Consider the following 18,977-nt stretch of genomic DNA (forward strand, 5'->3'; position numbering starts at 1 on the left):
GTCTTTTCCTTTTACAGATCTGCCGCGATGTGCTTCAGCGCGGCGAGCGCCTGCTTCATCACTGGGCCATTGGCGATATCGGTCAGCTTCTGCGCGTAGCTCGGGTCCGTGGCGTAACCGCCCTGGGTAAGCGCGTGGGCAAAGCCCGCGATATCGTCGCCGCGGCCGGCCGCCTTCGCGTAACGCGGGCTGCTGGCCACCATGTCGGCGTAATCCTTGAACGATTCCGACGGCGAGTCGTAGGCGCGGAAGCTGTCCTTCTTGCGCACGGCCACGCCGTTTTCGTATTCCAGTGTCGGCACGTTGACGCGCTTGCCATCCCAGCTGCTGCCCGCCTTGATGCCGAACATGTTGAAACTGTTGTTACCGCCCTGCGCGGGCATGTGCTTGCCCCAGCCGGTCTCGAGCGCGGCCTGCGCGAGCAGGGCGCGCACGGAGACGCCGAGCTTCTTCGCGGCCTCGATCGCGTGCGGGGCGAACTTCTCGACAAACTCCTGCGGGCTGTCGATCGAGCCGATGGCGTTGGCTACGGCACTGGCGCCCTGCCCCACGGCCTTGCCGGCACCGCTGAGCATGTGCTCGAGCGAGCTCATCAGGCCGCTGTCCTGGTCCGACTTCGAGGACACGGCATCGGCCGTCGAGGCGGAACCGGTGACGCCGGCGAACAGGCCGTTGTCGCTGCCGGCATCGGCGGTCGAGGGACTGCCGCCGAGCTGGCGGATGAGCATGTCGGCGATGCCGATGCCCTTGCCCTGCGAAAGCGTGACCGAGAGCTGGTGGTCCAGCATGTCGCGGTAGGAGTTCGCGGCGCTGGAGCCCATGAGGTCATCGCCACCCATGGCGGCGCTGGCGTCGCGCATGGACTTCAGCATCATCTGGGTGAAGATGGATTCGAACTGCTTGGCGACGACCGGCAGCGCCGACTTCGAATCGTTCTGCGCGGCCGTACGCAGGCCGGCGAACGCGGACATATCCGCGTAGGTGCCAAGGCGCTGGTTGTCGACCGCGGTAGTCATGTCAGATCACCACCAGCTCGGCGCGCAGCGCGCCGGATTCCTTCAGGGCCTGGAGGATGGAGATCAGGTCGCTCGGCGACGCGCCGACCTGGTTCACCGCGCGCACGATCGAATCGAGGCTGGTGCCCGGGCCGAACTTGAACATGTGCCCGCCGTTCTCGCTGACCGCGACCTGGCTGCTCGGCACCACGGCGGTCTGGCCGCGGCTGAACGCGCCGGGCTGGCTGACCTGCGGCTGCTCGCTGATCGTGACCTGGATGGAACCGTGCGCCACGGCGGCCGTGCCGACCTTCACGTCGGAACCGATGACGACGGTGCCGGTGCGCGAGTTGACGATGACGCGCGCGGGTGCGTCGCCCGGGGTGACATCGAGCGACTGGATCGTCGCGAGCCAGGAGACACGCTGCGACGGATCGAGCGGCGCGCGCACGGCGATGGTGCCGGAATCGATGGCGTTGGCCGTGCCGGCGCCGAAGTTCTGGTTCACGGCCTGGGCCACGCGGTTCGCCGTCATGAAGTCGGCGGTGTTGAGGTTGAGCATGATGTCGCCGCCCTTGTCGAACGACGTGGCGACGCTGCGCTCGATGCTCGCGCCGCCCGGGATGCGGCCGCTGGCGGAGATGTTCACCTGGACGCTGGAACCGCTCTTGCCCTGCGCGCTGACGCCACCGACGATGACGCTGCCCTGGGCGATGGCGTACACCTGGCCATCCGCACCCTTCAGCGGCGACATCAGCAGCTCGCCGCCGCGGATGCTCTTGGCGTTGCCGATGGAGGCCACGGTGACATCGATCTTCTGGCCCGGCTTGGCGAACGGCGGGATCTCGGCGGTGATGGTCACGGCCGCGGCGTTCTTCAGCTGCGGACGCACGTTGGCCGGCACGTTCACGCCGAACTGCTGGAGCATGTTCTCCAGGCTCTGCGTGGTGAACGGGGCCTGGCTGGTCTGGTCGCCGCTGCCGTCGAGGCCGACGACCAGGCCATAACCGACGAGCTGGTTGCTGCGCACGCCGCCGACCTGCGCGAGGTCGCGGATCTTGTCGGCATGCGCCGGCAGGATCGCGAACAGCGCCAGCACGACGGCTGCGGTGCGGAGGATGGTCTTCATCAGAACGGCATCCACTTCGAATCGAAGAAGCGCGACAGCCAGCCACGCGTGTTCGAATCGGCCAGGGTGCCCTTGCCGACGTATTCGATCTTGGCATCGGCCACGCGGCTCGACAGCACGACGTTGTCGTTGCCGATGTCCTGCGGGCGCACGATGCCGGAGATGCGGACCAGCTCTTCACCCTGGTTGATGGTGAGCCACTTCTCGCCCTGCACCACCAGCGCGCCATTGCTGAGGCGACGCGCGACGGTGACGGTGATTTCGCCGTTCAGCGTGTTGCTCTGGCTGGACGAGCCGTCGCCCGCGAACGCGTTGTTCGATGCGAGGCTGCTGTCCGCGACATTGCCGCCGACCTTCAGGCCGTGGCCGAGGATAGAGGGCGCGGTGATGTTGTTGCTGTTCTTCTTGCTGGTGCTGGTCGCGGCCTTCTTGCTGGCCTGCGTGCTTTCCACCAGGGTGATCGTGAGGATATCGCCGGTGCGGTGCGCGCGCGGGTCGGCGAACAGTTCCATCGACTGCTGGTCGGCATAGATGGAACCGCTCGGCATGGCCGAACGGGACGGCTCTTCCGGCAGCGTGGCGCTGTACATGGGCTTCGGCGTGGGCGGCACGATGGCGCAACCGGCAAGGGTGGCGATCGGGAGCGCGGCGAGGATCAGGCGAGCGAGGCGATTCATGGCGTGGGTCATCAGGTCTTCTGGGTGATGAACTGGAGCATCTGGTCGGCCGCCGACACGGCCTTCGAGTTCATCTCGTAGGCGCGCTGGGTTTCGATCATGTTCACCATTTCCTCGACGACGTTGACGTTCGACGCTTCGAGGGCGTTTTGCTGGATGTTGCCGAGGCCGTTGAGGCCGGCCGTGCCCGTCTGCGGCGTGCCGCTGGCGGTGGTCTCCAGGTAAAGGTTGTCGCCGCGAGGCTCCAGGCCCGCGGGATTCACGAAATCGGCGAGCTGGATCTGGCCCACCGTCTGCGACACCGACGAGCCCTGGGTCGTAACGCTGACCGTGCCGTCGTTGCCGATGGTGACGGCGGTGGCGTTCGCCGGGATGTTGATGGCCGGTTCGATCGGGTAACCGTCGTTGGTGACGATCTGGCCATCCTGGTCGCGCTTGAGCGAACCATCGCGCGTGTAGCCCACGGTGCCGTCGGGCATGGTGACCTGAAGGAAGCCGCGGCCATCGATGCGCACATCGAGCGGGTTGTCGGTCTGCTGCGAACCGCCCTGCTCGAACATCTTCTGGGTGCCGACGACGCGAACACCGGTACCGATCATGAAGCCGGTCGGCGAGGTCGTCTGTTCGGTGGTCTGGCCACCGGCCTGTCCACGGTTCTGGTAAGCCAGGTCTTCGAACTCGGCACGGGCGCGCTTGAAGCCGGTGGTGTTCGTGTTGGCCAGGTTGTTCGAGACGACATCCATGCGCGTCTGCTGCGCATCGAGGCCGGTCTTGGCGATCCAGAGGGACGTGAACATCTTTGACTCCTGCGCGCTTGGCGCCTGCTATGCCGCGACGGATTTGCGTCGCGCGGCGGTGGTTACCCCACCTGTAGCAATTTCGATGCCGACTGGGCGTTTTCGTCGGCGGCCTTGATCGATCGGACCTGCATTTCGTACTCGCGGGAGAGCGAAATCATCTTCACGAGCACTTCGGAAGGGTTGACGTTGCTGGATTCCAGCTCGCCGGAGACCACGCGGACATTGGCGTCCGCCTCGGCCGGATTGCCGTCACGCGTATGCATGAGGCCATCGGCGCCGGCCTGCAGCGTCTCGTCGCCCGGGTTGACCAGCTTGATGCGGTCGGTCGTGGTAAGCGTATTCGGCGCCTGCCCGAGCGGGACGACGGAAATGATGCCGTCGCTGCCGATCTTCACGCTCGATGCCTGCGGGATGGTGATGGCACCACCGCCGCCCATGACGGCATTTCCACGCATGTCCGTCAAAAGACCGTCGGCGTCGATGCGCAGGTTGCCGGCGCGGGTGTAGGCCTCGTTGCCATCCGGCGTCTGCACCGCGATCCAGCCATTGCCCTGCACGGCGATGTCCAGGTCGTTGCCCGTGGCCATCTGGTTGCCCTGGGTGGTATCGAAACCGATGCCCTGGGCCACGCCGTTGATGCGGGTCTGCAAGCCATCGCCCTGGACCGGCAGGCTCTGGAACGCCGACAGCTCGGCCTTGAAGCCGGTGGTGTTGGCGTTGGCCAGGTTGTGTGCGACCTCGGCCTGCGCACGCATGGTCTGCGTGGCGCCGGTCATCGCGACATATACGGAACGGTCCATGGCGGTTTCCCCTGCGACGGCCCGGGGCGGGCGCGGCCATCACGGCCACGCCCGCCAGCGGGGCTTAGTTGCGGATGTTGATGATCGTCTGGGTCAGCGTGTTATCGGTCGAGATGACCTGGGCGTTGGCCTGGTAGTTGCGCTGCGCCTTGATCATGTTGACCAGCTGGGCGGTCAGGTCGGCCGTGTTCGAGGCCTCGAGCTGGCCGGACTGGATGGCGCCCATGTCACCGGAGCCCGCCGAGCCACGCACCGGCTGGCCCGAATCGGCCGAGGCGGCCCAGTTCGTGTCGTTGAGCTGGCGCAGGCCCTGCGGGTTGGCGAACGTCGCCAGGGCGACCTGGCCGAGCGCCACCGAGTCACCATTGGTGTACTTCGCCGACACCACGCCTTCGGACGACACGTCGATCGCCGAGAACTTGCCGGCCGGGTAGCCGTCGTTGGTCGTCGCCGTGGTCGAGGCCGCGTCACCGAACTGGGTGACCTTGCTCATGTCCAGGGTCAGGTTCATCGGGTTGGCACCCGGGTTCGGCGAAACGTTGCCGAAGTTCAGCTTGTTGCTGGCCGGGGTCAGGATGGCGCCGCCGCTGCTGAAGGTCATGGCCTGCGGAGTACCGACCTGGGTGCCGTCGACCGTCATGTAGGCCTGCCAGCTGTTGGAGCCAGCCGCGTCCTTCGCGTAATAGACGTTGACGGTATGCGCCGCGCCCAGCGAATCGTAGGCCTGGAACGTCGACATGGAGTTGTACGACGTGTCGTCCTTCGGGTCGAACGTGGCGTTGGCGGGCGCCGCGGCGCTGGCCGAAAGGTTGGCCGAGATGCCGATGTTGGCGCTGGCCTTGGCGGCGGAGGTACCCGAGGTCAGCTGCAGGTCCTTCAGCGCGCTCTGGTCGAAGCCGCCGGACGCGGTCGGCGGATACACCTGGAGGTGCTGGCCGGTCGCGTTCACGATGAAGTTGTTGTCGTCCGGGTGGAAGTTACCGGCACGCGAATAGGAATAGCCCGAACCATCGCGCAGCGTGAAGAAGCCCGTGCCGCTGATGGCCATGTCGTACGAGTTGCCCGTCTGCGACATGTTGCCGTTGCTGAACTGCTGGGCGATGTTGGTCACGCGCACGCCATTACCCGCGGCAGTGGCGGCGAGGTTCTGGCCGGCCACCGAATACACCTGCGAGAACTCCGCGCGCGAGCCCTTGAAGCCCACGGTGCTGGTGTTGGCGATGTTGTTGGCGGTGACTTCCAGGTCCGTGGAAGCGGCATTGATGCCGCTGAGAGCGATATCGAAAGGCATGGAGGGATGTCCTCGGTGGGATTACAGGATTTGGGCGATCTGGCTAAGCAGGGCACCGCCGTAACCGGCCACCTGCACGTACGTACCATCGGTGCCGGAAGCACCGACGCCTTCCACCTTGCCTTTGACGAACGTGTCAGCGGCCGTCGTACCGGAGGTGGCGGAGATCTGGTAGGCGCCGTCGGGCAGCTGCGTGCCGTCGTCGGATTTGCCATCCCAGGTGAACTGCTGCAGGCCGGCATCCGGCTGGCCCATCGGAAGCGTGCGGACGACCTTGCCGGAGCTGTCCTTGATCGTGACGCTCACGTAGGTGCCCGAGGTCGGCACGTTGACGGCGCCCGAAAGGCTGCCGTCGGTGAGCTTGCCGGCGCTCGACGGGATCAGGACGTCGCTGCCGACCAGTGCGGCCGCGCGGACGAACTGGTCGCCGGTCAGGTTGGAGGAGAGCGAGTCGAACGACGACTGCAGCTGCTGGGTGGCCGCCACCTGGGAGAACTGCGCCATCTGGGCCACCATGTCGTTGGCGTCCATCGGCTTGGTGGGATCCTGGTTGGTCATCTGGGTGACCATGAGCTTCAGGAAGTCCGACTGGTCCAGCGTCTGCTGCTGGAGCTGCGACGAGGTCGATTGCTGGGAACCGCTGGAGTTGCTGGTGCCGTTGACGGTGGTCATGGATCGGGCCCTTATTTGCCGAGGTCGAGCGTCTTCTGCATGAGCTGGCGAGCGCTGTTCATGACTTCGACGTTGTTCTGGTAGGAGCGCGACGCGGAGATCATGTTGACCAGCTCGTCGACCGGGTTGACGTTGCTCTGCCAGACGTTGCCGTCGGCATCGGCCATGGGGTTGGAAGGCTCGTAGCGCGCCTGCACCGGCGCCTGGCTTTCGGTGATGCCCATCGCGCGGACGCCTTCGTTTTCCATCTGGCCGTTGACCATCGCCTGCACCGAGGAAAACATCGGCTGCTTCGCGCGGTAGGCGCCCGCCTCGCTGCTGGCCACGCTGTCGGCGTTGGCCATGTTGCTGGCGGTGGTGTTGAGACGGGCCGACTGCGCGGCCATGCCGGAGCCCGCGACGTCGAAGATCTTGAGCAGGCTCATGAGCTGCCTCCGGTGATGGCGGTGCGCATCATCTTGATCTGCGCGGTAATGAAGCTCAGCGACGCCTGGTAATGGATGGCGTTGCCGGCGAACTGGGCCTGCTCGATCTGCGTATCGACGGTGTTGCCGTCCATGGACGGCTGCGTGGCGGCGCGGTAGGCGAGCTTGTCGGCATCGGCCATGGCATAGGCGGGGTTACCGCCGATATGGCCGGATTCGGTGGCGGCCATCGGCAGCTGGTTGCCGTCCAGCGCCCCGGTGGCGGCGGTGAGGGCCTTGCGGAAGTCGACATCGCGGGCGAGGAAGCCCGGGGTGTCCGCATTGGCAAGGTTCGACGAAATGATTTCCGCACGGCGCTGCCACAGGCTGAGCGCCTGTGGGTGCATGCCGAGCAGCGGATCCGGTTTGTCGATCATGGGCGTGGCCCCCTCTTGGGTCTTGGCCCATGGGGATCAGCAAGAGGCGTGCCACGGCCGGGGCTTGAACGCGGAACGGCGCCGTGGCGCCGTTTGATGGGGGTTTGGCTGGTTTGCGCCGGGGTGGGTGCCGGTTTTCTGGCGCGTTGGGGTGACGGTGAATCGACGCTTCACCGCGAGCACCCATCGTTCGCGAGCTCACTCCCACAAGAGCAGGGTCAGCAGGGCCGGCAGGGCCAGTGAGTCCAGTGAGTCCAGTGGGTCCGGCTGGACCCGCGGGGCCGGCGGCTTTGTCAGGCGGGGAGGAGGTCCAGTACGGCGGTGGCGAGGACTTCGGGCTGGAACTTGGCGATGAAGCGGTCGGCGCCCACGCGGGCCACCATCGCCTCGTTGAAGACGCCGCTCAGGGAGCTGTGCAGGAGGACGCGGAGGCCACGCAGCTGGGCGTCCTCGCGGATGGCGCGGGTAAGCGCGTAGCCGTCCATGGAGGGCATCTCGATATCCGACACCACCAGGTTCACCTGTTCGCTGGCCGGGCCGGTGGCGAGGCTGCGCAGCATGTCCAGGCCCTCCGCCCCGTCCTTCGCGAGCAGGCATTCCAGGTCCAGCTTGCGGAACAGGTCGGCGAGCTGGGTGCGCGCCACGAGGGAGTCGTCGACGACGAGCACGCGGCGGTTACCGGCGCGCTGGCCGTGGGCGGCCTGCTGGACCTTGTCGGAGATCTCCACCTGCTGCGGGTTCACGGCCGCCAGCACCTGCTCCACGTCAACGATAGCGAGCAGGTTGCCATCCAGCCGGGTCACTGCGTTGACGCGCGAGCCATAGCCCAGCGCCGAGGGCGGCGCGGCCATCTGCGCGCCATCGACGTGGACGATGCGGTCCACGTCGGACACGAGGAAGCCCTGCACGGAACGGCTGAACTCGGTGACGATCAGGTGGGCGGTGTCCACGGCGGCGAGCGGCGGATAGCCCATGGCGGCGGCCAGGTCGATCACCGGGATGGTCTGCCCCCGGTAGTCGAAACTGCCGGAAACCAGCTCGTGCATGCTCGGCATCCGCTCCAGGCGCGGCCGGCGCAGCACTTCGCGCACCTTGAAGACGTTGATACCGAAAGCCTGCCGGTCACCCAGCCGGAACAGCAGCATGGCCACGCGGTTGTGGCCCGCCAGGCGGGTAAAGGTGTCCACGGTGTCGAGGAGCGGTCGGGCCATGGTGCGCATGCTGCTTTTGAAGGTGTCCAGGAGGTATCGGCCCGCCCACGCGGTTCTTTATAGATTCCCACAGTTCAAAGGTGGCACGCGGATTGCTTGGCTCAAGTACCGCCCCCTGTGACCGATGTAGTGGGGCGACCCTAATCAATGAGCGTAAGTACGACATGAGCCTGCTCTGGAGCCAGCACGTCCGCCTCCTCGCCCACGCTGCCGCCAGCGGTGACACCGCGCGCGTGCGCGCCCTGTCGGCGCAGTACCCGGCGGCGGCCAGCGCGCTGGGGGCGCTGCTGAACCCGCCCAAGGCCGAGCCGCGCACCGCGGCCGCCACCACCATCCAGGCGATCGAGCAGCAGGGCATGGCACTTACCAGCGCCCAGGCGCTGGGCGCCACGCTGCAGGAACTGGGCACGGCGGTGGACGCCGGCCGCGACGCCGCCAGCCGTTTGACGGAAGCGAGCGCCGGAATCTCGACGGCCGTGGACAGCGCGCAAAGCGGCGTGGCCGCCATGGGCGAGGTCGGCACCCAGGGCGTCGCCACCGCGGGCGACCTCGACGGCCAGCTTCGCCTGCTGCGCAGCGCGCTTGCCGGCATGAGCAAGAACCACGCGCAGTTCTCCGAATACTTTACGGCGATCCGCAAGCTGACCGCCGCCGTGCAGGACATCGCGCACCAGACCAACCTCGTCGCGCTCAACGCGGCGATCGAGGCGGCCCGCGCTGGCGAAGCCGGCCGCGGCTTCGCCGTGGTGGCCGACGAGGTCAAGCAACTGGCCGAGAAGACCACCCAGGCCACGGCGGAAATCGACGAAGTCACCCACGCCGTCGGCGAGTTCTCCCATCACCTCGACGAGGCGGTGCAGAGCAGCCTGCGCCGTCTCGACACGACCCAGGCCGGCGTAGCCGGCATGCAGACCGCGATGGGCCGCATCGACGATGCCGTGCGCGGTGCGCGTGGCAGCCTCGATGCCGCCCGCCAGGGCCTCGGTGCCCTGCAGGGTCGGGTCGCCACCGTGCAGTCGGGCCAGTCATCGCTGGGCCGGGTCGCCAACGAAGTGCGCCGCCAGTCCGATGCGGCCGCGCGCGCCACGGTGCTAGCCCACCGCCTTGGCCTCGCCAAGCTGGAGACCGAGGGCGCGCTCGACGCGGCCACGCTCAGCCAGATGATCCGCGAGGCCTGCCAGGGGCTGCGCTTCGCCGTGGAACTGGCCGCCCGCGATCCGGCCGGCCTGGACCGTCGCTGGCTGGATACCACCCCGCTCATGCGCTGCATCGAACAACTCCGCGTCCGTCGCGCCGATGGCTCCGCCGATGCGGCCCAGGCCGCGGCGGAACGCTTCAGCGCGCAGGCCTCGCTCTACGCGATCACCCTGGGTGAAGGCCGCCACGCGGATGCCAGCCACATGGTCGCGGGCCTGCTCAAGGAACTCGACCACGTGAACCAGGGACTCTCCGTCGCCCTGGCGGTGCACGCCGCCTGATGCGCCGCCTGGCCGCCACCACGCTCGCCGCCGCCTGCCTGGCGGCGTGCCCGCTTGTCGCCTCCGCCGAGCAGTCGCTGGAAGCGATGCGCAACGCCGCCGTGAGCTGGCTGGTCCAGAACCGCACCCTGCCCGGCGCCCGCATGGTCGCCGAGGCCGACCCGCTGGACAGCCGCCTCCGCCTGGCGGATTGCCCGGCGCCCCTCGCGGTGTCCGTGCCGGGCAACCGGCCGGTCAGCGCGCGGGTCAGCGTGGTGGTGCACTGCCCCACCCCCGGTGGCTGGACCGCCCGCGTGCCGGTGCGCGTACACATGTTTACCGATGTCCTGGTCACCACGCGCCCGCTGGCGCGCGGTGACGGCCTTGGCGCAGGCGATGTCCGCGCCGAGGAACGGGATGTAGCAAGCCTGGCCTACGGTTACGTGACCGCACTGGACCAGGTGGGTGGCCGCGCCCTGGCGCGTCCGCTGAACGCCGGCACGGTGCTCACACCGGGTATGCTCGCGGGCCGCCAGGCCGTTCGCGTGGGCGATGCCGTGAGCATGGAGGCCAGCGTGGATGGCGTGGTGATACACGCCGATGGCGTGGCGATGGGCGCCGGGGATACCGGCGCCAGGGTCAAGGTCCGCAATGCGTCATCAGGGAAGATCCTGGACGCGGTCGTCAGCGGACCGGGGTCTGTCGCCATTCTGCCATGAACAAACTACGAATCCGGTCACACTTTGCCGGATAACGCCAGTTAAAGTTTGTGCCCCGAGGGCCGATAAAGGGTTCGAAGGACACATGTTCCGAGGGATACACCCATGACGACCACGATCAAACCAGGCATCCAGGCCCAGCAGCCGCCCGTGCAGCTGCGCTCGCAGAGCCAGGCCGCCGGCGGCACCGCCAGGGCGGAAGGCGCCGCGTCCGTGCGCAGCACGGATGACAGCGTGAAGCTGACCGATTCGGCCAAGGCGCTGGACGCCGCCAGCCGCTCGGACGCCATCGACACCAAGCGCGTCGACGAAATCCGTTCGAAGATCGCCGACGGCACGTACAAGCCGGACGCCCAGGCCATCGCCAGCAAGTTCCTGGCCATGGAAACCCAGATGGGTGGCAAGGCATGAATGCCGGCAGCCGCGACTTCGACACCGCGCTGAGCGCCGTGATGGGCGACCTCGCCCGCGAGGTCGATGCGCTGCACGCCTGCCTGATCGACGAGCGCATGGCGCTCGACCAGGCCAACAGCGACGCGTTGCAGGACGCGACGCGCAGCAAGGGCCACCTGCTCGACCGCATCGACCGCCTGGATAGCGAACGCCGCCAGCTCAGCTCGGCCGGCGGCATCGATAGCGCCAGCGATGCGCGCTGGGCGCCCACGTTCGAGCGCATCCGCGAGTGCCGCTCCATCAACGAGACCAATGGCCGCATCGTCAGCCAGCGCATCGGCCACGTTCGCCAGGCCCTGGCGCTGATCTCCGGTGATTCGACGGGTGGTGCCGCCTCCACCTACGGGCCACGAGGCACCACCCACGTGAGCTTGCGCTCCGGGATACTCGCGCAGGCCTGAGCGCCGACGAAACACCCTCCCGCCCACCGTTTGGCTCAAGAAGAACAGCAATGGCAGTGAACCCCCAGGCGGCAGCGGTGAACGACGACGGTATCCTCCCGATCGTTCGTGTTCCCATCCTCGACCGCAAGCAGGCACTGTTCGCGTACGAGTTGCTTTTCCCGCGCCCGGCGGGCGTCGATGTCGATACCGCCGCCACCGCCCACACCCAGGCCACGCTGAGCGCGATCGCCGATGGCAGCCTCAAGCGCCTGGTGCGTGACAACCGCGCCTTCCTGCACATGTCGCGCGACCTGCTGCTCGAACACGCCGATATCCTGCGCCACAACGCGCGCCTCGGCGCCAGCATCAGCGCCGAGCTGGGCAACGACGACCAGTTGCTGGAAAAGCTGCGTGAGCTCAAGGGCCACGGCTGCCTGCTCATGCTGGAAGATTTCAACCTCCCCGCCGACCCGGCCCACCGTGCCGGCGTGGATGCGCTGCTGCGGATCGTGCAGTTCGCCAAGGTGGCGGTGAACCACCGCCACCCGGTCGCCGCCCGCGCGCACATGGACTATGTCCACGCGTTCGGGGTGAAGGTGATCGTCACCGGCATCGATACGCACGAAAGCTTCGCGGATTACGTCGACCAGGACGTGGACGGTTTCCAGGGCAAGTACCTGCTGCGGCCGGAGCGCGTGGACATGCCGCGCCTCACGCCCAGCAAGCTTGGCGTGCTGCGCTTGATGGGCGCCCTGCAGGACCCGGAGAACGGCCCGGTCGAACTCGGCAAGATCGTGCGCGACGACGCCATCCTCAGCTACAAGCTGCTGGGTTGCGTGAACTCCGCCTATTTCGCCCTGCCCCGCCAGCTGAAGTCGGTGGAACAGGCCGCGGTGTTCTTCGGCGTGAACCGCATGCGCAACTGGATCTTCACCATGGCCGTGTCGGGCATGGACGAGCGGCCGCCGGAACTGCTTCGCCAGGCGCTGATCCGCGCCCACATGTGTGAAAAGCTTGCCCGCGCCATCAAGCCGGAGCTGCAGGAAATGGCCTTCACCGCCGGCCTGTTCTCGCTGCTCGATGCGCTGATGAATGTCTCGATGGCGTACGTGCTCGAGCACCTGCCGCTGGCTATCGAGATCCGTGAAGCGCTGCTCGAGGGGACCGGCCCGTTCGCCTCCATCCTCGACCAGGTGCGCCACTGGGAACAGGGCGAGCTGGAAAGCGACACGGCGCTGCGCGACCAGCACGTGCACCAGATGGCTTCGCTCTACGTCGAGGCGACCACCTGGGCCGACCACGTGTACGCCTTCGCGGACGGCAGCGCCGCGGCCTGAGCCATTCGTTACTGTGGGAGCGCGCTTGCGCGCGATGGGGGGTGCCGCTAGCACCCATCGCGTGCAAGCACGCTCCCACAGTGCGTAGCTACCTGATAGACGCGGTTACTACGTGGATGACCACGTATTGCCAGATCAGCATCAGCGCCATCGCCAGCAGTACCAGCAACGTGAGGGCCGCGCCGATGGCGCGGCCGGCGGACATGCCTGGGGTGGAAGAAAGGCCCAGAGCGTGGGCCACGCGCCCGACCACCAGGACGATGCCGAACACGTGCAACAGCATGGGTAGCGTCTGGTTGAGTTCGAGCACCAGTAGCAGGATCAGGCCGATGGGGATGTATTCCATCGCATTGCCGTGTGCACGCACGGCGCAGGCCAGCTTCCGGTTACCGCCGTCGCCCAGGCCGATGCTGGTATCCCGCCGCAGCAACATCACCCGCACCGCCATGGCGAGCATCAGCAAGGCGAGCAAGGCGGCGTAGAGGCCGGTGATGCGCATGAAGACTCCTTTCTCAGTGGGCCGGACGGTGGCCGCGCTGCTGGACACGCCAGATGGCGAGGCCCGCGCCCAGCACGGCAAAGAGCAACCATACGCTCGCCGCCATGGCGTCGCCAGCCAGCCACATGGCGCCCGCCACCGCTGAGACCACGACGACACCGACACCCACCGCGAACAGCATGTCGCGTCGGAAGCGGCCGCCTGAGGCCAGCAGCAACGCGCCCGCGATCGCGAGCAGATACGCCGCGCCGCGCACGGGGATCACCGCACCCGGCGGCTCCGGCAATGCGGGCAACACATCGAGCAGGGTCCGGTCGCCCACCTGCACATCGAAACCCGCCTCACCGGGCCGATGGGACTTCGCGGGAACGAGGGTGTCGCCCTCGATCTGCGCCAGCACGGTCATCGCCTGGAGCGGCACGGCCTCCCAGCTCACGCGCAGGTCGCCCAACCGCGGGCGCTCGGGCTTGCTGCTGGTGACCAGCACACCGTCGTGCGCCGTGAACGTCGCGGCGAGGTTGGCGGGCAAGGCTTTTTCATCGATGGGCACATCGACCCGCCCCGGGAAATCACGCACGATCTCGGTGTCCAGGCGGAAATGCCCAAGCCGCACCTCGCCTGCTTCGAACTGCCGCCCCTGGACGGGGAAAGCCCCCGGGTTCACATGACCCGCCGGCTTGGCAAAGCCGGTCGCATCGATGGGATGGTCGACCCAGTCCATCTCGTAGTGGGTATTGCCGCCGACCGTGATCTCGCGCCACTGGAACATCTCCACGTGGCGGATCAGCACGGGCGATTCGCTGCGCACGTTGAACTCGCCATCCCTCGGCGCATCGACGATCTGCGGCGTGCCGCTGACCCGGGTAGTCGAACCGTACTGGCCAGCCGCCGGACGGCCGCCGCTGCCCAGGTCGAGCACGGGCGAACCGTGCCGCGCCAGCGCCGCCGCATAGTCCATGACCCGGCGCTCGTTCCAGGCGATCAGCCCCAGTGCGCAGAGCAGCACCACGGCGCCCGCGGCGCGCGCGCCGAATGCCAGGCCCGTGCCATTGAATGTCTTCTTCGATCTCATCTAGCCCCCTGTCATCCGCGCCTGCCCGCGCGTCAGCCTGCCCAACCGGCCAGTACCGGATGGATATCGGCTGCCTGGTAACGTCCTTTATCGTCCACGGCCACCGATGCCATCGCGCAGTCGTGGTCGTGAGTGAAGAACAGGCGCACGCCGCGCGCCAGTTTGTCGTCGAGGAACGCCTTCTTCTCGTCGATCAGTTTCTCCGGCCAGCGGTCGTAACCCATGGTGACCGGCAGGTGCACCCAGGCGCGGCCCGGGATGAGGTCCGCGCAGAACACCACGCCGCCGACCTCCGCCAGCATGAGCCCCGGCGTGTGGCCCTCGGAGAACTCGAAGCGCACCGCGTCGCCCAGCGAGCTCGGCTTGCCTTCGTCGACCAGCTCCAGCCGCCCGCTTTCCTTCAGCAGGCGGATGATGTCGGGGACGAACGAGGCCCGGTCGCGCGGATGCGGATCCTCGGCGCGCTCGAAATGCGCCCGCCCCACGAGGAAGCGCGCGTTGGGAAACAGCAGGCGTGCCGGCTTGCCTTCTTCCCATGGCGCGAGCAGGCCGCCGGCATGGTCGAAATGCAGGTGGGAAAGCACGACCGCATCGATGTCCTCGTGCGCGAGTCCGACCGCGGCCAGCGAGTCCAGGAGCACGTGCCGGTCTTCGACCACGCCGTAGCGCTCGCGCATGGCGGGATCGAAGAAGGCCCCGATACCGGTCTCGAACAGGACGTTGCGACCATCGAGGTCGCGGACGAGCAGGCAGCGGCACGCGAGCGGGATGCGATTCTCTTCATCCGGTGCGATCCAGCGCGACCACATGGCGCGCGGTGCGTTACCGAACATGGCGCCGCCATCCAGTTTTTGCGAGTTGCCGATAAGTGACCAGAGTTCCATGGGCCTACCTTACTGCACCTTGCCCAGCCCCGACGGCCGGCGCGGATCGCTGGCGGCTTCCAGCTTGTTCGTGCGGTGGTCCCAGGTCACGACGTTCATGAAGCCCCAGGGCGAACGCGGGTGTAGCACATGGCCCATGTCGGTGAGCGCCTTCGTCGTCGCGGCGTCGAACACACCATCCTCGACGTCGACGCGATCGGGCAGGTACTGGTGGTGGAAGCGCTTCTGCGCGGTGATGTCGCTGGCGCCCTTGCCATCGATGAAGGCGAGAATGCCCTCGAGCACCTGGGTGATGATGGTGGAGCCGCCCGGTGAACCGATGACGGCGGTGCGGTTCGCGCCGAACACGAAGCTGGGCGACATCGAGGACAGCATGCGCTTGCCGGGTTCCGGCTTGTTCGCTTCCGCACCACGCAGCCCGAACGCGTTGGGCTGGCCCGGCACGAGCGCGAAGTCGTCCATCTCGTCGTTGAGGAACACGCCGGTGCCCTCGGCGACGAAGCCCGAACCGAATTCGAGGTTCACCGTGAGCGTGGATGCCACCATGTTGCCGTCGGCATCGATCACTGAGAAATGCGTGGTGTGCATGCCCGGTTCGCTGGCCATGGCGGTCGGCAGCAGGTCGGAGGGCGTGGCCTTGTCCGGCGAGATCGTCGCGCGCAGGCCGTCGGCGTAATAAGGCGACAGCAGCATGTCCAGCGGCATCTTCACGAAATCCGGATCGCCGAGGTATTCGTTGTGGTCGCGGAATGCCCTGCGCATCGCTTCGATGGTCAGGTGGGTGGCGTGCGCGGCATCCAGCTTCGGCAGGTCGTAGCCGGCGAGGATGTTCAGGATTTCGGCGATCGCCACGCCGCCGGATGACGGGGGCGGTGCCGTGACGATGCGGTAGCCCTTGTAGTCGACGCGAAGCGGCTCACGCTCCTTGACCGTATAGGCGTCCAGATCGGCCTGCGTCCAGTTGCCACCCGCCTTGCGCGACGCGTCGACCAGCAACGTGCCCGTTTCGCCCTTGTAGAACCCGTCGGCGCCCTTCTCGGCCATGTTCCGCAGGGTCTTCGCCAGGTCAGGCTGCTTCAGGGTCCAGCCCTGCGCCGGCGGCTTGCCACCGGGGAGCAGGATCGCGGCCGACGAGGGGTAACGCGACAGCACGTCCTCGTTCTCGGCGATCGTGCTGATGAAACGCTTGTCCGGCTGGTAACCCTCGGTAGCCACGCGGATCGCGGGCGCCAGCGATTGGGCGAGCGGCAGCTTGCCGTAGTGCGAGGCCAGCCAGGCCAGGCCGGCCGGTTCGCCAGGAATACCGGCGGAGAGCGGACCGTGCGTGGAAACGTCACGGTTCGGCTTGCCATCCTTGCCGAGGTACACCTTCATATCGACGGCCCTGGGCGCGGTTTCGCGTGCGTCGATGAAGATGTCGCGGTTGTCCTTCGCTACGTGCAGCATGGCCATGAAGCCGCCGCCCAGGCCCGAGCTCTGCTGCTCCACCACGGCCAGGGTCGACGAGACGGCGATGGCTGCATCGAACGCGTTGCCACCCTTCGCGAGGATCTCGAGGCCGGCATTCGTCGCCAGGTAGTTCGCGCTCGCGATGGCGGCATGGCCGGGGCCGCGAACGGCCGGCGCGGGAGCGGCGGTTTTGGGGTGCTGATCGGCGACGGCGGCGCCGGAGCCGGCGGCAAGGAACAGGCTCGCGGCAAGCACGCGCCACGACGGGGCATGGACCATGGGGGCCTCACTTAGCGGGGAATATCTCGACCAGCGAGATTACCGCATCGGGACGCCGAGGTCTTACGAAGCCGCCTTCGCCATGAGGTGCTCATACTTGCGCATGAGCTGGTCGTGCGTCTCGACATGGTCCGGATCGTGCGGGATGCACTCCACCGGGCACACCTCCACGCACTGCGGGTTATCGAAGTGGCCGACGCATTCGGTGCAGAGGTCGGGATCGATGACGTAGTACTGCTCGCCCAGCGAAATAGCCTTGTTGGGGCATACGGGTTCGCAGACGTCGCAGTTGACGCAGGTATCGAGGATCAGGAGGGACATGTCGGCATTTTAGCAAGAAAAAGGGCGCCCCCCGGGGGCGCCCTTTCCTGTACCAGCCCGGAGGGCGGGTATTACATCGCGACGAAGCGGTAGGTGGCGCCCGTCGGGGTCAGGGCGTCGCCCACGCGCTGCTGGTCGGCCGGTTCGCCGATGAACAGCACGATCACGTTCTTGAACGAGCCGGCGTTGGCACCCTTGAACGCCTCGACCATCAGGTCGGCGGTCTTGGCCGAGTCCGGGCCACCGAACACGAGCATGTTGCCCGGGGTGACGCCGCGAGCGACCGTGCCCTGCACGTTCTCGAGCTGGCGCTGGCGACCGTCCTGGCCGGCCTGGTCATCGCCCGCCGGCACGAAGTACGGGAACGGACGGTCGGCGGTCATGCCCTGCATGTTCTTCCGCACGATCTGGCCGAAGTACTGGCTCCAGGCCTTGGTATCGGTCGGGTCGGTCGGCTTCGCGACGGCGGCTTCCTGCTGCGTGGCAGCCTGGTCAGTATCTTCCGACTTGTTGCAGGCCGAGAGGGCCAGGACGGCGGTCAGGGCCACGGACGCGGCGAGGACGAACTTACGCATGATGATCACCTTTGTTTTCAAGAGTTGCGCCAGCGCTGGCGCATGGCCTGTTGCACCGCCGGATGCACGAAGCCGGAAATATCGCCACCCAGGCGACCGATTTCACGCACGAGCGACGAAGAGATAAAGCTGTACTGCTCCGCCGGCGTCAGGAACAGCGTCTCAACCCCGGGGATGAGATGGCGGTTCATGCTGGCCAGCTGGAATTCGTACTCAAAATCCGACACGGCACGCAGGCCACGCAGGATAACGCCGGCGCCGATTTCCGTGACGAAATCGGCCAGCAGGCAATCGAAGCCACGCACTTCCACGTTGGGCAGGTCGGCCAGGGCAAGCCGGGCCAGTGCGATGCGTTCACCCAGGCTGAAACCCGGCCCCTTGTTACGGCTTTCCGCCACCGCGACCACGATACGGTCGAACAGGGGCGCCGCGCGCGACACGAGATCGGCATGGCCGTTGGTTACCGGGTCGAACGTACCCGGGTAAACGGCGAGGCGCGGATTGACCAGCGTAGGAGTCATGGACGGACGGATCGGGGAAATCGCGGGCTAGCTTAGCGGATCGACCGGGGTGCGGCGATAGAGGGTGTAGGCCACCTCCCCCGCCAGGCCCGAGCGGTGCACCTGCCAGGTTTCAGGGACGGCTACATGGCTGCCCTTGGGTGCCTCGACATAGATCCATGCGGAAGGCGCCAGCCAGCCGTGCCCTTCGAGGGCGGCCGCGGCCTGGTCCCAGAGGTCCCCGGCGAACGGCGGATCCATGAACACGATGTCGAAGGGCTTCCCGCCAGCCTTCAGCCAGCGCCCGGCATCATCGCCGACCACCGCCGCCTGGACCTTCAGGCGGGCCAGGTTTGCCTTCAGCGCCGACGCCAGGCGCGCGTCGCGCTCGACGAACGTGGCCACGGAGGCGCCGCGGGACAGCGCCTCGATGCCAAGCGCCCCCGTACCCGCAAAAAGGTCGAGGCACCGTGCGCCCTCGATCACGGGCTGCAGCCAGTTGAAAAGGGTCTCGCGCACACGGTCCGTGGTGGGGCGCAGACCCGGCAGGTCCGGCACGTCCAGGCGCGAATTGCGCAGGGTGCCGCCAATGATGCGGATACGGCCGGTCGCGCTCATCGCTCAGCGGCCAGA

Annotated in this window: 23 protein-coding genes; 5 read left to right on the forward strand and 18 right to left on the reverse strand. The window is 67.3% G+C overall.

Features of this window, described 5'->3' with window-relative positions:
• Nucleotides 1-11: 11 nt before the first annotated feature.
• The 10 genes from flgJ to ACZ6YI_RS01360 all read right to left on the reverse strand — a co-directional run bounded on the left by flgJ (nt 12) and on the right by ACZ6YI_RS01360 (nt 8,416).
• Nucleotides 12-1,016, reverse strand: coding sequence for a flagellar assembly peptidoglycan hydrolase FlgJ (flgJ, locus tag ACZ6YI_RS01315; RefSeq protein ID WP_465777094.1), 1,005 nt, complete (start codon nt 1,014-1,016; stop codon nt 12-14).
• A gap of 1 nt (nt 1,017) precedes the next feature.
• The gene (locus ACZ6YI_RS01320; RefSeq protein ID WP_465777095.1) at nt 1,018-2,124 is read right to left on the reverse strand and encodes a flagellar basal body P-ring protein FlgI; all 1,107 of its coding nucleotides are present in this window, start codon (nt 2,122-2,124) and stop codon (nt 1,018-1,020) included.
• The gene (gene flgH / locus ACZ6YI_RS01325) at nt 2,124-2,813 is read right to left on the reverse strand and encodes a flagellar basal body L-ring protein FlgH (protein ID WP_440324066.1); all 690 of its coding nucleotides are present in this window, start codon (nt 2,811-2,813) and stop codon (nt 2,124-2,126) included. The genes ACZ6YI_RS01320 and flgH overlap by 1 nt, the downstream gene beginning before the upstream one ends.
• Nucleotides 2,813-3,598, reverse strand: a complete 786-nt coding sequence (gene flgG, locus ACZ6YI_RS01330) for a flagellar basal-body rod protein FlgG (RefSeq protein ID WP_247328410.1) — start codon at nt 3,596-3,598, stop codon at nt 2,813-2,815. Before flgG ends, flgH begins: the two co-directional genes overlap by 1 nt.
• Before the next feature lie 62 nt (nt 3,599-3,660).
• Nucleotides 3,661-4,401, reverse strand: coding sequence for a flagellar basal-body rod protein FlgF (flgF, locus tag ACZ6YI_RS01335; RefSeq protein ID WP_465777096.1), 741 nt, complete (start codon nt 4,399-4,401; stop codon nt 3,661-3,663).
• 64 nt (nt 4,402-4,465) lie between these two features.
• Entirely contained in the window at nt 4,466-5,692 is a 1,227-nt protein-coding gene (gene flgE / locus ACZ6YI_RS01340; protein WP_465777097.1) for a flagellar hook protein FlgE, read from the reverse strand.
• A 21-nt stretch (nt 5,693-5,713) separates the two neighbouring features.
• On the reverse strand, nt 5,714-6,364 hold the full coding sequence (locus ACZ6YI_RS01345) for a flagellar hook assembly protein FlgD (RefSeq protein WP_465777098.1): 651 nt from the start codon (nt 6,362-6,364) through the stop codon (nt 5,714-5,716).
• Between the two features lie 11 nt (nt 6,365-6,375).
• Complete coding sequence (gene flgC / locus ACZ6YI_RS01350) at nt 6,376-6,789, reverse strand: flagellar basal body rod protein FlgC (protein WP_247328420.1); 414 nt, start codon at nt 6,787-6,789, stop codon at nt 6,376-6,378.
• The gene (gene flgB / locus ACZ6YI_RS01355) at nt 6,786-7,205 is read right to left on the reverse strand and encodes a flagellar basal body rod protein FlgB (protein ID WP_331640262.1); all 420 of its coding nucleotides are present in this window, start codon (nt 7,203-7,205) and stop codon (nt 6,786-6,788) included. Before flgB ends, flgC begins: the two co-directional genes overlap by 4 nt.
• Nucleotides 7,206-7,498: 293 nt before the next feature.
• Nucleotides 7,499-8,416, reverse strand: a complete 918-nt coding sequence (locus ACZ6YI_RS01360) for a chemotaxis protein (RefSeq protein WP_465777099.1) — start codon at nt 8,414-8,416, stop codon at nt 7,499-7,501.
• Nucleotides 8,417-8,580: 164 nt separating this feature from the next.
• Here ACZ6YI_RS01360 and ACZ6YI_RS01365 point away from each other — a divergent pair, with 164 nt between their 5' ends.
• From ACZ6YI_RS01365 to ACZ6YI_RS01385, 5 genes are all read left to right on the forward strand, one after another.
• Nucleotides 8,581-9,894: a methyl-accepting chemotaxis protein gene (locus ACZ6YI_RS01365; RefSeq protein ID WP_465777100.1), complete on the forward strand. Its 1,314-nt coding sequence runs from the start codon at nt 8,581-8,583 to the stop codon at nt 9,892-9,894.
• On the forward strand, nt 9,894-10,592 hold the full coding sequence (gene flgA / locus ACZ6YI_RS01370) for a flagellar basal body P-ring formation chaperone FlgA (RefSeq protein WP_465777101.1): 699 nt from the start codon (nt 9,894-9,896) through the stop codon (nt 10,590-10,592). Before ACZ6YI_RS01365 ends, flgA begins: the two co-directional genes overlap by 1 nt.
• 105 nt (nt 10,593-10,697) lie before the next feature.
• Entirely contained in the window at nt 10,698-11,003 is a 306-nt protein-coding gene (gene flgM / locus ACZ6YI_RS01375; RefSeq protein WP_440325150.1) for a flagellar biosynthesis anti-sigma factor FlgM, read from the forward strand.
• The gene (locus tag ACZ6YI_RS01380; RefSeq protein WP_440325148.1) at nt 11,000-11,446 is read left to right on the forward strand and encodes a flagella synthesis protein FlgN; all 447 of its coding nucleotides are present in this window, start codon (nt 11,000-11,002) and stop codon (nt 11,444-11,446) included. Before flgM ends, ACZ6YI_RS01380 begins: the two co-directional genes overlap by 4 nt.
• Before the next feature lie 50 nt (nt 11,447-11,496).
• A complete protein-coding gene (locus tag ACZ6YI_RS01385) occupies nt 11,497-12,765 on the forward strand; it encodes an EAL and HDOD domain-containing protein (RefSeq protein ID WP_465777102.1) in 1,269 nt (422 codons plus the stop codon).
• An 88-nt stretch (nt 12,766-12,853) separates the two neighbouring features.
• Here ACZ6YI_RS01385 and ACZ6YI_RS01390 read toward each other — a convergent pair whose 3' ends face one another.
• The 8 genes from ACZ6YI_RS01390 to rsmD all read right to left on the reverse strand — a co-directional run bounded on the left by ACZ6YI_RS01390 (nt 12,854) and on the right by rsmD (nt 18,962).
• Entirely contained in the window at nt 12,854-13,264 is a 411-nt protein-coding gene (locus tag ACZ6YI_RS01390) for an MAPEG family protein (protein WP_465777103.1), read from the reverse strand.
• 13 nt (nt 13,265-13,277) lie between these two features.
• A complete protein-coding gene (locus tag ACZ6YI_RS01395) occupies nt 13,278-14,336 on the reverse strand; it encodes a TMEM43 family protein (RefSeq protein ID WP_465777104.1) in 1,059 nt (352 codons plus the stop codon).
• Between the two features lie 32 nt (nt 14,337-14,368).
• On the reverse strand, nt 14,369-15,220 hold the full coding sequence (locus tag ACZ6YI_RS01400) for an MBL fold metallo-hydrolase (RefSeq protein WP_440325141.1): 852 nt from the start codon (nt 15,218-15,220) through the stop codon (nt 14,369-14,371).
• Between the two features lie 9 nt (nt 15,221-15,229).
• Nucleotides 15,230-16,948: a gamma-glutamyltransferase gene (ggt, locus tag ACZ6YI_RS01405; RefSeq protein WP_465777105.1), complete on the reverse strand. Its 1,719-nt coding sequence runs from the start codon at nt 16,946-16,948 to the stop codon at nt 15,230-15,232.
• A gap of 63 nt (nt 16,949-17,011) precedes the next feature.
• Entirely contained in the window at nt 17,012-17,269 is a 258-nt protein-coding gene (locus ACZ6YI_RS01410) for a YfhL family 4Fe-4S dicluster ferredoxin (RefSeq protein WP_440325138.1), read from the reverse strand.
• Nucleotides 17,270-17,340: 71 nt separating this feature from the next.
• A complete protein-coding gene (locus ACZ6YI_RS01415) occupies nt 17,341-17,844 on the reverse strand; it encodes a hypothetical protein (protein ID WP_440325136.1) in 504 nt (167 codons plus the stop codon).
• Nucleotides 17,845-17,861: 17 nt separating this feature from the next.
• On the reverse strand, nt 17,862-18,365 hold the full coding sequence (coaD, locus tag ACZ6YI_RS01420) for a pantetheine-phosphate adenylyltransferase (RefSeq protein ID WP_465777106.1): 504 nt from the start codon (nt 18,363-18,365) through the stop codon (nt 17,862-17,864).
• A 27-nt stretch (nt 18,366-18,392) separates the two neighbouring features.
• Nucleotides 18,393-18,962, reverse strand: a complete 570-nt coding sequence (rsmD, locus tag ACZ6YI_RS01425) for a 16S rRNA (guanine(966)-N(2))-methyltransferase RsmD (RefSeq protein WP_465777107.1) — start codon at nt 18,960-18,962, stop codon at nt 18,393-18,395.
• Nucleotides 18,963-18,977 lie beyond the last annotated feature (15 nt).

Source organism: Luteibacter sp. NPDC104163, assembly GCF_055584245.1.

Coding starts and splice junctions, on each gene's coding strand:
- flgJ (WP_465777094.1), bottom strand. CDS start 1,016: ATGACTACCGCGGTCGACAACCAGCGCCTTGGCACCTACGCGGATATG.
- ACZ6YI_RS01320 (WP_465777095.1), bottom strand. CDS start 2,124: ATGAAGACCATCCTCCGCACCGCAGCCGTCGTGCTGGCGCTGTTCGCG.
- flgH (WP_440324066.1), bottom strand. CDS start 2,813: ATGACCCACGCCATGAATCGCCTCGCTCGCCTGATCCTCGCCGCGCTC.
- flgG (WP_247328410.1), bottom strand. CDS start 3,598: ATGTTCACGTCCCTCTGGATCGCCAAGACCGGCCTCGATGCGCAGCAG.
- flgF (WP_465777096.1), bottom strand. CDS start 4,401: ATGGACCGTTCCGTATATGTCGCGATGACCGGCGCCACGCAGACCATG.
- flgE (WP_465777097.1), bottom strand. CDS start 5,692: ATGCCTTTCGATATCGCTCTCAGCGGCATCAATGCCGCTTCCACGGAC.
- ACZ6YI_RS01345 (WP_465777098.1), bottom strand. CDS start 6,364: ATGACCACCGTCAACGGCACCAGCAACTCCAGCGGTTCCCAGCAATCG.
- flgC (WP_247328420.1), bottom strand. CDS start 6,789: ATGAGCCTGCTCAAGATCTTCGACGTCGCGGGCTCCGGCATGGCCGCG.
- flgB (WP_331640262.1), bottom strand. CDS start 7,205: ATGATCGACAAACCGGATCCGCTGCTCGGCATGCACCCACAGGCGCTC.
- ACZ6YI_RS01360 (WP_465777099.1), bottom strand. CDS start 8,416: ATGGCCCGACCGCTCCTCGACACCGTGGACACCTTTACCCGCCTGGCG.
- ACZ6YI_RS01365 (WP_465777100.1), top strand. CDS start 8,581: ATGAGCCTGCTCTGGAGCCAGCACGTCCGCCTCCTCGCCCACGCTGCC.
- flgA (WP_465777101.1), top strand. CDS start 9,894: ATGCGCCGCCTGGCCGCCACCACGCTCGCCGCCGCCTGCCTGGCGGCG.
- flgM (WP_440325150.1), top strand. CDS start 10,698: ATGACGACCACGATCAAACCAGGCATCCAGGCCCAGCAGCCGCCCGTG.
- ACZ6YI_RS01380 (WP_440325148.1), top strand. CDS start 11,000: ATGAATGCCGGCAGCCGCGACTTCGACACCGCGCTGAGCGCCGTGATG.
- ACZ6YI_RS01385 (WP_465777102.1), top strand. CDS start 11,497: ATGGCAGTGAACCCCCAGGCGGCAGCGGTGAACGACGACGGTATCCTC.
- ACZ6YI_RS01390 (WP_465777103.1), bottom strand. CDS start 13,264: ATGCGCATCACCGGCCTCTACGCCGCCTTGCTCGCCTTGCTGATGCTC.
- ACZ6YI_RS01395 (WP_465777104.1), bottom strand. CDS start 14,336: ATGAGATCGAAGAAGACATTCAATGGCACGGGCCTGGCATTCGGCGCG.
- ACZ6YI_RS01400 (WP_440325141.1), bottom strand. CDS start 15,220: ATGGAACTCTGGTCACTTATCGGCAACTCGCAAAAACTGGATGGCGGC.
- ggt (WP_465777105.1), bottom strand. CDS start 16,948: ATGGTCCATGCCCCGTCGTGGCGCGTGCTTGCCGCGAGCCTGTTCCTT.
- ACZ6YI_RS01410 (WP_440325138.1), bottom strand. CDS start 17,269: ATGTCCCTCCTGATCCTCGATACCTGCGTCAACTGCGACGTCTGCGAA.
- ACZ6YI_RS01415 (WP_440325136.1), bottom strand. CDS start 17,844: ATGCGTAAGTTCGTCCTCGCCGCGTCCGTGGCCCTGACCGCCGTCCTG.
- coaD (WP_465777106.1), bottom strand. CDS start 18,365: ATGACTCCTACGCTGGTCAATCCGCGCCTCGCCGTTTACCCGGGTACG.
- rsmD (WP_465777107.1), bottom strand. CDS start 18,962: ATGAGCGCGACCGGCCGTATCCGCATCATTGGCGGCACCCTGCGCAAT.